The following is a 13438-nucleotide window of genomic DNA, read 5'->3' on the forward strand; positions in this document are numbered from 1 at the left end:
CCGGGAGGCCGCATGGCAGAGCTTTCACTCAGCAATATCGTCAAGCGCTTCGGCGGCTTTGAGATCATCCATGGCGCCAATCTGGAGGTGAAGGACGGCGAATTCGTCGTCTTCGTCGGCCCATCCGGCTGCGGCAAATCCACCTTGCTGCGAATGATCGCCGGCCTCGAGGACATTACCTCAGGCGAGCTTCGGATCGGCGGCAGGGTCGTTAACGACGTCGAGCCCGCCGACCGCGGCATCGCCATGGTATTCCAGTCCTATGCGCTTTATCCGCACCTGACCGTCGAAGAGAATTTGAGCTTCGGCCTGCGCATGAACGGCAATCCGAAGGCCGATACAGAGCGGCGCGTGCGCCATGTCTCCGAGATCCTGCAGATCGCCGAGCTGATGAAGCGGCGGCCAAAGCAGCTTTCCGGCGGCCAGCGCCAGCGCGTCGCGATCGGCCGCGCCATCGTCCGCGAACCCGAGGTCTTCCTGTTCGACGAGCCGCTGTCGAACCTGGATGCCGAATTGCGCGTACAGATGCGCGTCGAAATCTCCAGGCTGCACAAGCAGCTCGGCACGACGATGATCTACGTCACGCATGACCAGACGGAAGCGATGACGCTCGCCGACAGGATTGTCGTGCTGCGCGCCGGCAATATCGAGCAGATCGGTGCGCCGCTCGATCTTTACGACGATCCCGCCAACCAGTTCGTCGCCGGCTTCGTCGGCTCGCCGAAGATGAATTTCCTCAAGGCCGTGGTGGTCGAGACCCAGCCGGGCAGGGTGGTGATTGCGCTGGAAAGCGAGGCCGATACGCGCCTGGCGATGCCCATTGCCGATCCTGTCGAAGTCGGAGCAAAGGTCACGCTCGGCATTCGTCCCGAACATTTCGTCGATGCGGGCGAGGGCGACGCCGATCTCGTCGTCAGCATCGACGTCGCCGAACATCTCGGCAATACCAGCTACATCTACGCCGCCATCGGCAGCGAGCAGCTGATCATCGAACGGCCGGAGTCGCGCAGCGCCGGCAATCGCGAAACCCTGACCGTCGGTCTTCCCGCCAGCCACACCTTCCTTTTCGACGGCGCCGGCAGACGGCTTCGCTAAACCAATCCCAAGGCAGAAAGACGAAAGAGGACTTTCCATGACTTCCGATCAACTGATCCGCTGGGGCATCATCGGCCCCGGCACCATCGCTCGTACCTTTGCCGACGGCGTCGCCCATTCGCGCACCGGCAAACTTGTGGCGATCGCCACGCGCAATCCCGAGAAGCCGGGGCTTCAGGAAAACTTCCCCGGCGCCCGCATCGTCAACGGTTACGAGGCGCTGCTCGCCGACAAGGAAATCGACGCGGTCTATATCTCAACTCCTCACACCGGCCATGCCGAGTGGGCGATCAAGGCCGCACGCGCCGGCAAGCATATCCTCATCGAAAAGCCGATCGCACTTTCGGCCTATGACGCCGAAGCCGTCTATTACGAAGCGAAGAAGGCCGGCGTCTTTGCCGGCGAGGCCTTCATGTACCGCGTGCATCCGCAGACGGAGAAGCTGGTCGAGCTCATCAAGAGCGGCGTGATCGGCACTGTCCGGATCATCCGCTCCAGCTTCGGCTTCAACATGGGCAGCTTCAAGCCGGAACACCGGCTTTTCGCCAATGAGACAGCCGGCGGCGGAATTCTCGATGTCGGCGGTTATCCGGTCTCGATGGCCAGACTGATCGCCGGTGCGGCGGACGGCAAAGCCTTCCTCGACCCGGAGAAGGTTTCGGGCGTCGCCCATCTTGGCCAGAGCGGCGTCGATGAATGGGCATCCGCCGTTCTCAAGTTCCCGAACGAGATCATCGCCGAAGTCTCCTGCTCGATCATGGCGCAGCAGGACAATGTGTTGCGCATCATCGGCTCCGAGGGCCGCATCGAGGTCGCTGACTTCTGGTTCGCCTCCGGCCACAAGGGCGGCGTCGGCAAGATTGAGATCTTCAAGGGCGGCAAACAGGAAACGATCGAGCTCAGGGAAGACCGCTGGCTCTACTCCTTCGAGGCGGACTCTGCGGGCGACGCCATTCGCGCCGGCAGAACCGAGTTCAGCTCTCCCGGCATGAGCTGGGCGGATTCGATCGCAAACCTGCGCGTGCTCGACCAGTGGCGCGCCTCGATCGGCCTTGAATACGGTGTCGAGAAAGCAGACAAGCGCACGAAGAACATCGCCGGCGGCACAGTGACGCGCGGCAGCAGCATTCCGCGGCGTCAGATTCCCGGTATTTCCAAGCCGGCCTCGGTGGTCACACTCGGCTTCGAGTTCTTCCCGAATTTCGCCTCTGCCTCGCTGACGCTTGATGCCTTCTACGAGGCCGGGGGCAATGCCTTCGACACCGCCTATGTCTATGGCGGCGGCAAGACGGAGACGATCTTCGGCGACTGGCACACGAGCCGCAAGGTGCCGCGCGAGGAGATCGTGCTGATCGGCAAGGGCGCGCATTCGCCGCTCTGCTATCCCGACATGATCGCAAAGCAGCTCGACCAGTCGCTCGCGCGGCTGAAGACCGACTATGTCGACGTCTATTTCATGCACCGCGACAATACCGACGTGCCTGTCGGCGAGTTCGTCGATGCCATGGATGCCGAAGTCAAACGCGGCCGCATCCGCGGCATCTTCGGCGGCTCGAACTGGACGCGCGCGCGTTTCGACGAGGCGATCGCCTATGCCGAAAAATCAGGCAAGGCGGCGCCGGCGGCGCTCTCCAACAACTTCTCGCTTGCCGAGATGCTCGACCCGATCTGGGCCGGCTGCGTCGCCGCTTCCGATGACGACTGGAAGAAGTGGCTGAATGAGAAGCAAATTCCGAACTTTGCCTGGTCGAGCCAGGGCCGCGGCTTCTTTACCGATCGGGCCGGCCGCGACAAGAGGGACGATGAGGAGATCGTTCGGGTCTGGTATTCCGAACGCAATTTCGGACGCCGCGACCGCGCCATCGAGCTTGCCAACAAGCTCGGTCGCAACCCGATCCACATCGCACTTGCCTATGTGATCGCCCAGCCTTTCCCGGTCATTCCGCTGATCGGGCCACGCACCGTCGCCGAGCTGGAGGACAGCCTCTCGGCGCTCGACATCCAGCTGACACCCGATCAGGTGAAGTGGCTGGAAGGCTGACGGAAAAGAGAGAGGGCGCGTTTCGAACCGCGCCCTTCTCATATCTACTTGCGCGTTTCGGAGGCCTTGTTTCTGGCTGCGTCATCCATCAGCTCATACCACATGGCGTTGAGGACAGCGAAGGCTGCTGCCAGCGGCAGGCCGAGGATCCATGCAAAATACCACATTGTTTCGTCTCCCTCAGTAGGCGTGGCTGTTTTTGTCGGTGATGGATTTCTCGTCGACCTTTCCCCACAGAACCTTGTAGACCCAGGCCGTGTAGGCGAAGATCATCGGCAGGAAAATCGCTGAGACAACCAGCATGATGAACAGCGTCTGGTGGCTCGACGACGCATCCCAGACCGTCAGGCTCGATCGCGGGTCGAGCGAGGAGGGCAAGATGAACGGGAACATCGAGAGGCCGACCGTCGAGATAATCCCGAAGATTGCGAGTTTGCTGAAGAGCAGCGTCATCACCTCGCGCCTTGCCCGCATGGCGATGAAGGCCAAGGCCGCGCCGGCAAAGCCGAGGACGGGCGCGACGATCATCCACGAATGGGCGCCGTAATTGGCAAGCCATGCGCCTTTTTCGATCGCCACGGTCTTCAACAGCGGGTTGGAAGGCCCGATCGGGCTGATGTCGCTGGTGATGCGGTAGCCGTCGACGCCGATCCACAGGAAGAGCCCGCCGAGGGCAAAGAGCACGATCGCGGCAAGGGCGGCGATGCTGCCATAGCTTCTGGCCCGTTCCGCAACCGGGCCGCTCGACTTCAACACCAGCCAAGCCGCACCATGCATCACCAGCATGGCGAGGGAAAGCAGGCCGCAGAGCAGCGCATAGGGGTTGAGCAGGGCAAAGAACGAGCCTTCGTAAAATATCCGCATATCGTCGGCAAATCGGAAAGGCACGCCCTGCAGCACGTTGCCGACGGCAACGCCAAAGATCAGGGACGGCACGAAACCGCCGATGAAGAGTGCCCAGTCCCAGCCGTTGCGCCAATTGGCGCTCTCCCGCTTCGACCGGTATTTGAAGCCGACCGGGCGCAGGATGAGAGCGAAAAGAATCGCAAACATGGCCAGATAGAAGCCCGAGAAGGAGACGGCATAAAGCGGCGGCCAGGCGGCGAAGATGGCGCCGCCGCCGAGGATCAGCCAGACCTGGTTGCCTTCCCAGGTGGCGCCGATGGTGTTGATCGTCACCCGCCGTTCCGTATCGGTCCTGGCGACGAAAGGCAGAAGCGCACCGACGCCGAGGTCGAAGCCACCCGTCGTGGCAAAGGCGATCAGCAGAACGCCGAGCAGCAGCCACCAGATGACGCGTAGGGTTTCATAGTCGATGAGTTCGTGAAGGATCATGACGGTTCACTCCGCGGCCGGGACGAGGGTTTCGGAAATGAGATGGGCTTCCGGCTCGTCGTCCGGTTCCGGTCCCTGCCTGATCGCCTTGATCATCAGGCTCATCTCGATGACGATCAGCACCGTGTAGAGTGCGGCAAAACCGATGATCGTCAAAAGCACGGTGCTGGCGCCGAGACTGGAGACGGCTGCCGCCGTCGGCAGCACGCCTTCGATCACCCACGGCTGACGGCCGAATTCGGCGACGACCCAGCCGAATTCGATGGCGACCCAGGGCAGCGGAATAGCAAGGACGGCGATCCTCAGGAGCAGCGGGAATTTGTCGAGCTGGCGTCGCGCCGACAGCCAGAAGAAGGTCGTCATCAGCAGGATGAAGAACATGCCGAGGCCGACCATGATGCGGAAGGACCAGAAGAGCGTCGGCACATGCGGGATCGTATCGCGCGCGGCCTGGACGATCTGCTCATCGGACGCCTGGCGCGGGTCGTCGACGTAGCGCTTCAGAAGAAGAGCATAACCGAGATCATGGCCGAGATCCTCGAAGGAAGTGCGCACTCCCTGCGCAACCTGATCCTGTGCCGGCGCGGCGCGGATCTGCATCAGCGCATCATAAGCCTTGATGCCGTCGCGGATTCGGGTTTCGGCCTGCTGCTCAAGCTTGTCGATACCAGGGATCTCAGTCGTCAGCGACCGCGTGCCGATCAGGCCCATGACCCAGGGAATATGGACGGCGAAATGCGTTTCACGCGCTTCCTGGTCGGGAAAGCCGAAAGCGGTGAAGGCCGCCGGCGCCGGTTCCGTCTTCCACATGCCTTCGATGGCGGCAAGCTTCATCTTCTGGTTTTCGGTGGCGAGATAACCGCTCTCGTCGCCAAGCACGACGACCGAGAGCGCCGAGGCAAGACCGAAGGAGGCGGCCACGGTCATCGAGCGCTTGGCAAGCTCGATATGCCGGCCTTTCAGCACATACCAGGCCGAGACGCCGAGCACGAAAACCGAGGCGCAGACATAACCCGCCGACACCGTGTGGACGAATTTGGCTTGGGCGACGGGATTGAAGACCACGTCGAAAAAGCTCGTGATCTCCATGCGCATCGTCTGCGGATTGAGCGCCGATCCCACAGGGTTCTGCATCCAGCCATTGGCGATCAGGATCCAGAGCGCGGAAAAATTCGAGCCGAGCGCTACCGCCCAGGTGGCGACGAGATGGCCGACCTTCGACATCTTGTCCCAGCCGAAGAAGAACAGCCCGACGAAGGTCGCCTCGAGGAAGAAGGCCATCAGGCCTTCGATCGCCAGCGGCGCGCCGAAGATGTCACCGACATAGTAGCTGTAATAGCTCCAGTTCATCCCGAACTGGAATTCCATGACGATGCCTGTGGCAACGCCGAGCACGAAATTGATGCCGAACAGCGTGCCCCAGAATTTCGTCATCTGCCGCCAGATCTGGCGGCCGGTCATGACATAAACGGTTTCCATGATCGCCAGGAGCACGGACAGGCCGAGCGTCAGAGGCACGAACAGGAAGTGGTAAAGCGCCGTCAATGCGAATTGGAAGCGCGAAAGTGCTACGATATCTAGTTCCATTGTCTTTCTCCCACGGTCCCACGGGGTACAGAACGTTCCTCGAGCGCCGGTTGGCTCCTGAGGGCATGCAAATGCACGGCTCAGTCCGGCCGAAGCCGGTCGAGCGCCTTTTCGAACGCCGCCTCTCCCCGGCGCGAAACTTGTGTGATGCGGCCGCCTTCGATGATGGCGATGCGATCGGCGATCGCAGCCTCCCGGCGGATATGCGTGGCGATGACAAGCGAGCGGCCTGCCGCCATTGCCGATAGACGGCTGAGCACATCGCGGGCGGTGGCGCCATCGAGGCCCTCGGTCGGCTCGTCGAGCAGCCAGAGCGGCGTGTCGCGCAGAAAGAGCCGGGCAAGCGCCAGCCGGCGCGACTGGCCGCCGGAAAGGCCGAGACCACCTTCGCCGAGCCTTGTGTCGATCCCCCGCGGCATCGCCTCTATATCGGCAAGCAGACCGGCGGCGGCGAGCGCTTCACGGAGACGGACCTCGCCTGCATCAGGATTCGCCAGCCTCAGGTTGCCGCTCAGATTGTCCTCGAAGAGTTCCGTCCGCTGCGTCAGCAGGGTCGACGGCACTGCGGCAACGCCTCCCGTCCTTGCCGACAACTCGCCGGAAAGCAGGGCAAGCAGGCTCGACTTACCGGCGCCGCTGCTGCCGACGACGGCCAGGCGTTCACCCTTCTTGAGCTCGAGGTCGATGCCTTCGAGCGCCGGCGCGGTGGAATTTTCATGGAAGGCGGACACGTCGGCCAGAGAAAAAGCATATCCCGGCCGCGGCGCCGCCAACGGCTCGGGTGCCGCCACGGCGGCGAGCCGCGGCGCAGTGCGCTTTGCCGCCAATAGCGTTCGCCCGAGTTCCAGGGCGCCGCGGCGTAGCGCCGCGAAGGGTTCGACCGCCGCGAAGGCGACGAGCAGCCCGAGTGCTGCGACAGGCGCGGTAATCACCATTGTTTCCGCAAGGGCTGCGACGGCAAGCAGCGAACCCGTCAACAGGAGGGTGGAAACAAGGCCAAAGCCGAATGTCAGCCCGGTTTCGACGCGGTTCAACCGGTCGTCGGCACAGGCGGCGTAGCTGTCGGCCATGGCGATTGCGCTCCTTTGCGCGGCAAGGCGGCCGGCCATCAGCAGGTCGGTCTGGCCGGCGACGAGATCGATCGTCCGCGACCGCAGCGCTTCAATGCCGTGGGCGCGTCTGCGGGCATGTTTGCGCGCCGCCCGAGCTGCGATCAGTGGCAGGCCGAGGCCGGCAATGGCGAGGAAGAGGCCAAAGCACAGGCCGAACTGGGGATGCATCAGCCCCAGCGCGACGCTTGCGGCCAATGCCGCGCCGATCGCCACCGCGGCCGGCACGAGAATACGGAGATAGAGGGAGTCGAGCGCATCGATATCGGCCGTCAGCCGGAAGAGGAGCCTTGCGGGACGACGCAGTAGCGTGCGGGCAGCACCCCGTTCGGCAAAGCCGCGAAACAGCCTTTCGCGAAGGGCGGCAAGCACGCCAAGCGTTGCGTCATGGGTTGCAAGCCTTTCACCATAGCGTGCCGCTGTCCTGACGATGGCGAGCAGGCGAATGCCGGCTGCCGGCGCAAAGACGTCGAAGGTGACGGCGGCTGCGGCCGAAAGCCCGGCAAGCGAAGTGGCGGTGATGAACCAGCCGGAGAGGCCGAGCAGCGCGATACCCGCCGTCACCGTCGCCGCCGAAAGCACCGCGCCGAGCAGCAGCGCGCGCCGGCGCTCGGCGAGGAATAGGTGCAGGATCGGCCTGATATCCGCTATAAATCCGCTCATTCGGCCGCCTCCCTCAGGATGAGACCGGCGTCGATACGCATGGTGCGATGCATGCGGGCGGCAAGCAGCGGATCGTGGGTCGCGACGACGAGGGTTCGACCCCGCGCGAGCGAAAGCAGGCTCTCGGTCACTTCAGCCGCGGTGGCGGCGTCGAGATGCGCGGTCGGCTCGTCGGCAAGGATCACCTTCAGATGCGGATTGCAGGCCGCGCGCGCGATCGCCAGCCGGAGCGCCTCACCGCCGGAAAGCCCGATTCCACCTTCGCCGAGCGGCCGGTTGCCATAGGCATCTGCAACCTTTCGGAGTCTGGCGGCATCAAGGGCTTCAGCGACTTCGGCACGCAGAATTCCGGGCCTTCCAAGCGCGATATTGCCCGCGACGGTGCCAGCGAAAATATGCGGGTTCTGGCCGATCCACGCCATGCCGCCACGCAGGCTGGCCGCCGTCTCATCCGTTAGTTCGACGCCGCCGATGACGATGCGGCCATCGGTGCAGGGCGCCAACCCCGACATCAGCGAAAGAAGCGTCGACTTGCCGGAACCGCTGGCGCCGAGGAGCGCCAGATGTTCGCCGGCGGCGACATCGAGATTGAACCCACCAAGGATCAACGGCTCGTCGGCGCCATAACGAAAGGCGAGATTTTCAAGGCGGATATCCGGCGCCTCGGTGCCGGCGGGAACAGCCGGTTCAGCCGATCCCCGGATGGGCAGGCTGCCGACGGCAAGGGCGTCCAGCGCTTTCAGCGCCGCTTCACCGGCCGCCCGATCGTGCCAGACCGCCGAAAGCTCGCGCAGCGGCTCGAAGAAAGCCGGCGCCAGCAGCAGGATGAACAGTCCCTCGGTCAAATCGAGCCGGCCAACCCAAGTGCCGAAGCGGATTTCGCCGAGCAGGCTGAAACCGACATAGACGGCAATCATTGCCACGCCGAGCGCGGCAAAGAGTTCGAGCACGGCAGAAGAGAGAAACGCGATCTTCAGCACCGCCATGGTGCGTTTGCGCAGCGACTCCGCCTCCTCTCGCAGCCTGAGGGCGGTCGCATCCACTGCGTTGAGCGCGCGGATCGTCGCCAGTCCACGCAGGCGGTCGAGCAGGAAGCCGTTGAGGCCGCCGGTCGCGACGAGCTGTTTTTCGCTGGCCGCCTGGGCGCGCCAGCCGATCAGCGCCATGAAAACAGGGATCAGCGGTGCGGCAAACAGCAGAACCAGCGCAGCAATCCAGGAGACGGGAAGGATGAAGGCAAGGATGACGAGCGGCACGAGGCTCGCCTTCATCCGCGCGGGATGGAAACGAGCGAGATAGGGCACGACGAGTTCCGCCTGCTCGCCAATGATGCTTGCGGCTTTGCCGGAGGCGGGCCGGCCGCGATCGACCGGCGACGATAGGGAAAGAGCGGCTATGGCAATCTCGCGCCTGCGGCTGAGTTCGGCGCGCGCGGCATGAAAGGCCAGGCGACCGCCAGCCGCGTCGAGACAGCTTCTTGCCAATCCGAGGACGAGGATGCCCAGGGCCGGCCAGAGAACGTCATGCAGCCCGCCGCCATCGGCGATACGGCCGACCGAAACGGCCAGCAACCCGGCCTGCGGGATCCATATGGTAGCAGCCAATGCCTGCAGCAATGCCGCCCTGCGCAGGCGGCCTTTTGTCGCGTCACCGCGGGACGAAGTGACCTCGCCATTCGGCGGCCGTGCTTCGGGCTTGTCTGTCGCGTCGAAGAAAGCAGTGCCCATGGCGCTAACTCTTGTTCGCAGGATTCGGCCGGCGGCTCCGGCCGAGAGAGACGACCCGGTCCTTGGCCTCCAGAAGCTTGGTCACTTTCGCACCCAGCGAGAGTAGCGTCGCGAGCCTTTCCGTTTCAAGTTGTTTTACGTCTTCATACCAATGCGTCAGCTGTTCGATCAGCGTATGCATGTCGCTCATACGCTCCTGCGCGTAACGTTCGGCATCGCTCGCCGGCCGCTGCATCAGGATTTCGCGCAGGACGGAAAGCGTCGGATCGACCTCGCGCTTCTTTCGTTCCTCTGCCAGTGTCCTCAAAATCTGCCAGACATCGTCGGGCGTCGTGAAGAAATCGCGGCGATCGTCCGGCTTGTGCTTGAGAAGGACGAGGTTCCATGCCTGCAATTCGCGCAGGCTCATCGAAACATTGGAGCGCGAGATGCTGAGGGAATCGGCGATCTCCTCGGCGCAGAGCGGCGCGGGAGAGACGAAAAGCAGGGCATAGATCTGGCCGACTGTGCGGTTGATCCCCCAGCGAGAGCCCATTTCGCCGAAATGGAGAACGAAGGATTGGACTAGAGGCGGGAGATTCATTGCTGTTTCCGTTGCGTCAGTGATTTCAGAAATTTCTGAAATTACTGTACAGACTTTCGCACCCCGCCGACAATCGGCAAGGCGACCCTGCGTCAATTTGGATGTCCGTTCGTTGATCGTGCGTCACGATATAGCCCGACACGGCACGGCCGGATTTGATTTGGATCAAGTCCACGCGACTTTGCAGCGATGATGCGGAAACGCCCGGCAATGCGTCGCACATGCCGGGCGTCATGATTGGATTGTGATGTCTCGGTGCTGTTGACGGCGGCTGGAACGCCGCCAGGGTCAGATCAAGCCGGCCAGGATGACGATGCCTGATAAGGCGGCAATGCCGCCGGCCGCACGCGTCACGAAGGCACCTTGCCGTTCACCGGCACGGCCGACGACATAGCCAAGAGCGAGGCCGGCGACGTGCAGCAATGCGGTGGCGATCATGAAACCGGCAGCATAGGCTGCGCCGGTCGCATTCTCCGGCATTTCGGCGCCGTGCGCATGGCCGTGAAAGATGGCGAAGAGGCCGACAACGCCGAGCGCTGCCGCAAGCGGCGCCTTGACATTGAACGCAACAACGGCGCCGAGCACGACGACGGAAAGCGCGATGCCGATTTCAACGAAGGGAACGTTGATGCCGGCAACGCCGAGGGCACCACCGAGCGCCATTACCAGAACGAAGGTCGCCGGCACGAGCCATGTGGCGCGACCGCCGAGCTGAAATGCGAAAACGCCGACCATCACCATGGCGAGGATATGATCGAGACCTGATATCGGATGGGCAAAACCATGGCTGAAACCCGCCGCTTCGCCGATGGCGGGATGGGCGGAGGCTGCGGCCGGGAGCGCTATGGCAGCCAAAGCAAGCAGGCCGCTCTTGAGTGCTGATTTCATTGTTCGATCCCCTCGTGAGTTTTTCGATATGCTGCGGCGGCCGAACACCAGGCATAGTTCAAAGTCGCGCGCACAAGCTAGTTCAAGGCGTTTGCGCCGTCAACGAAAACCCTCAGAAATACCAAGGCAATTCAATTGCTTATCTGATAGGCAAATGCCACTTTCGACAGCGTCGCCATATTGATATCGACGCATCGAAGGACCATTGAGCTGGAAAGCATCCCGCACAAAAGCTATCAATCGCTGAGCCGAGACGGCGCAGACCGCCGCGATGGAGGAGAGGCCCATGACGAATATCAAACGGCCGCTGGCGATCAGCGCGCCCGAGCCGCGCACGCTCGATCTGATCTTCAGCGACAAGGCGCGCGCTGAACTGCATGCGAAATACGAGATCGTCGAAGCCGATCCCGACAATATCGCCGGCCTCGGCGACGATATCCTCGGCCACGCGCGCTACATCATCGGCCAGCCGCCGCTTTCGGCGGAAACGCTCGCCAGAATGCCGGCCTTGCGCTCGATCCTCAACGTCGAAAGCAATCTTCTCAACAATATGCCTTACGAGGTGCTCTTTGAGCGCGGTATCCATGTCGTGACGACAGGCCAGGTGTTTGCCGAGCCGGTCGCCGAAATCGGCCTCGGCTTTGCGCTTGCGTTGGCGCGCGGCATCGTCGATGCGGATGTCGCTTTCCGGCAGGGCAATGAATTCTGGGGCGGGGAGGGCAATGCGAGTGCGCGCCTGATCGCCGGCTCCGAGATCGGTATTGTCGGCTTCGGCGATCTCGGCCGGGCGCTGCGCCGGGTGCTTTCCGGTTTCAGGGCGCACATCAGGGTGTTCGATCCCTGGCTGCCGCGCTCGATCCTCGAGGAAAACGGCGTCGAGCCGGCAAGCCTGGAGGATGTACTGACGAAGAGCGATTTCATCTTCGTCGTCGCAGCCGTCACCAGCGAAAACAAGGGATTTCTCGGCACTGAGGCCTTCGCCAGCATGCGCAGGGGGGCGGCCTTCATTCTGCTCAGCCGCGCCGATGTCGTCGATTTCGATGCGTTGATGGCTGCCGTCGCGTCGGGCCATATCGTTGCGGCGAGCGACGTCTACCCTGAGGAGCCACTGCCGTCCAACCATCCGGTGCGCAGCCTGAAAGGCTTCCTCCGCTCGGCGCACCGGGCCGGAGCGCTCGACAGCGCCTTCAAGAAGATGGGCGACATGGTGCTCGAGGATATGGACCTGATGGACCGCGGCCTGCCGCCGATGCGCTGCAAGCGGGCGGAACGCGAGACCGTTTCCCGCATGCGCTCCAAGCCGGTCGCGGTGAACTGAAACAGATGGCCCAGAACCGCATGGCGGTTCTGGGCCGGTTGATTTACCCGATACGGGAAGGTGCTAGGCGGCGCGTTGCTCGGTGCCCTGGATCGCGGCGAGCTTCCAGTCGGCGCCGGGCCTGCGCACGAAAGTCCAGACCTCGGTGCTTTCGCTCGGACGGCGGTCATCTCCAGAGACGACGCGGCCGCTGTCACGTTCGACCATGGCGTCGATCGATGAATAGCGCATGGCAAGCGTCGCATATTCCTGGCCGTCTTCGCGCCAGGCTTCGGCAATATCGCCCTGCAGCAGCTTGACGTCCGAGACGCGGTTGCGCACGCCATTGGTGGCGTTTTCGCCGAGTTCCTCGGCAAGATAGGACATTGCCTCAGGCGTCGTCAGCCGGCGCAAAGTACCATAATCCTCCGCGCCATAAGCGGTCTGTACCTTTGTCAGCAGCTCCTCGAACTGGTCGAGGTCGGCCTGCGCCAGCCCGATCTCGTCGCTCGGGCGGTTGACGCTCGACTGCCGGCCGAAACCCGAACCGATCGCCGGGATCTGGAAGGATGAATTGCTCGCGGGCGACATGTTGTAGGACTGCCCGTAGGAGCGGCCCTGGCCGCCAACGCCGTAGGAAGGCTGGCGGCGGCTGGCGAAATACCGCATGGCAAGCATGATGGCGCCGCCGATCAGGGCGATCTGCAGCAGCATGCCGAGGAAGCCGAAGCCGCCGCCAAAACCATGACCGAGCAGCATGCCGAGAAGGCCGCCGGCGATCAGGCCGCCGATCATCGAACGGCCGAAGCCGCCGAAGAGGCCGGGACGCTGGGCATAGCCGGGCTGCTGCGCGTTATAGGGTGCGGTTGTCTGCGGGCGCGGCGTCATCGAGCGTTCGATCGGGGCTACCGGGGCAGGTGCCGTGCTGGTGACCGGAGGCGCGCTGAAAGTACGCGTGCCGCGGCTTCCGAATCCACCGAAGCTGCCGGCGCGGCGCGCATCGGCATCGCTGATGGTGGCAAAAACGGTAGCGCTCGTCAGTACGGCTATCGCCGCAATCTTGGCAAAACGCGAAACGGCACTCGGCATTCCTGATCTCCTGTCATGCGCAAT

The 13438-nt window shown here is 63.2% G+C and carries 11 protein-coding genes; 3 read left to right on the top strand and 8 right to left on the bottom strand.

Annotation, left to right across the window (positions count from 1 at the left end; translation table 11 throughout):
* Positions 1-12: 12 nt before the first annotated feature.
* Positions 13-1095 carry an ABC transporter ATP-binding protein gene (locus EFD55_RS23270; RefSeq protein ID WP_125847827.1) on the top strand — a complete coding sequence of 361 codons (1083 nt, stop codon included), beginning with the start codon at positions 13-15 and terminating at the stop codon, positions 1093-1095.
* A 37-nt stretch (positions 1096-1132) separates the two neighbouring features.
* Positions 1133-3136: an aldo/keto reductase gene (locus EFD55_RS23275; protein ID WP_125847829.1), complete on the top strand. Its 2004-nt coding sequence runs from the start codon at positions 1133-1135 to the stop codon at positions 3134-3136.
* A gap of 44 nt (positions 3137-3180) precedes the next feature.
* Here EFD55_RS23275 and cydX read toward each other — a convergent pair whose 3' ends face one another.
* The 7 genes from cydX to EFD55_RS23310 all read right to left on the bottom strand — a co-directional run bounded on the left by cydX (position 3181) and on the right by EFD55_RS23310 (position 11028).
* Positions 3181-3303 carry a cytochrome bd-I oxidase subunit CydX gene (cydX, locus tag EFD55_RS23280; protein WP_125847830.1) on the bottom strand — a complete coding sequence of 41 codons (123 nt, stop codon included), beginning with the start codon at positions 3301-3303 and terminating at the stop codon, positions 3181-3183.
* Between the two features lie 13 nt (positions 3304-3316).
* Positions 3317-4471, bottom strand: coding sequence for a cytochrome d ubiquinol oxidase subunit II (cydB, locus tag EFD55_RS23285; protein WP_125847832.1), 1155 nt, complete (start codon positions 4469-4471; stop codon positions 3317-3319).
* Positions 4472-4477: 6 nt separating this feature from the next.
* Positions 4478-6058 (bottom strand): cytochrome ubiquinol oxidase subunit I, encoded by a 1581-nt coding sequence (locus EFD55_RS23290; RefSeq protein WP_125847834.1) that lies wholly within the window; start codon positions 6056-6058, stop codon positions 4478-4480.
* Positions 6059-6138: 80 nt separating this feature from the next.
* Positions 6139-7830, bottom strand: a complete 1692-nt coding sequence (locus tag EFD55_RS23295; RefSeq protein ID WP_125847836.1) for an amino acid ABC transporter ATP-binding/permease protein — start codon at positions 7828-7830, stop codon at positions 6139-6141.
* Positions 7827-9557 (bottom strand): thiol reductant ABC exporter subunit CydD, encoded by a 1731-nt coding sequence (gene cydD, locus EFD55_RS23300; RefSeq protein WP_125847838.1) that lies wholly within the window; start codon positions 9555-9557, stop codon positions 7827-7829. The genes EFD55_RS23295 and cydD overlap by 4 nt, the downstream gene beginning before the upstream one ends.
* Positions 9558-9561: 4 nt before the next feature.
* A complete protein-coding gene (locus EFD55_RS23305; protein ID WP_125847840.1) occupies positions 9562-10140 on the bottom strand; it encodes a GbsR/MarR family transcriptional regulator in 579 nt (192 codons plus the stop codon).
* Positions 10141-10428: 288 nt separating this feature from the next.
* Positions 10429-11028 carry a HupE/UreJ family protein gene (locus tag EFD55_RS23310; protein WP_125847842.1) on the bottom strand — a complete coding sequence of 200 codons (600 nt, stop codon included), beginning with the start codon at positions 11026-11028 and terminating at the stop codon, positions 10429-10431.
* Between the two features lie 286 nt (positions 11029-11314).
* Here EFD55_RS23310 and EFD55_RS23315 point away from each other — a divergent pair, with 286 nt between their 5' ends.
* A complete protein-coding gene (locus tag EFD55_RS23315) occupies positions 11315-12346 on the top strand; it encodes a hydroxyacid dehydrogenase (protein ID WP_125847845.1) in 1032 nt (343 codons plus the stop codon).
* Between the two features lie 63 nt (positions 12347-12409).
* Here the strand turns inward: EFD55_RS23315 and EFD55_RS23320 are convergent, their stop codons facing one another.
* On the bottom strand, positions 12410-13414 hold the full coding sequence (locus EFD55_RS23320) for a Tim44 domain-containing protein (RefSeq protein WP_125847847.1): 1005 nt from the start codon (positions 13412-13414) through the stop codon (positions 12410-12412).
* Positions 13415-13438: the final 24 nt, after the last annotated feature.

The sequence above is a fragment of the Rhizobium pisi genome, assembly GCF_003938655.1.
Lineage (GTDB): Bacteria > Pseudomonadota > Alphaproteobacteria > Rhizobiales > Rhizobiaceae > Rhizobium > Rhizobium pisi.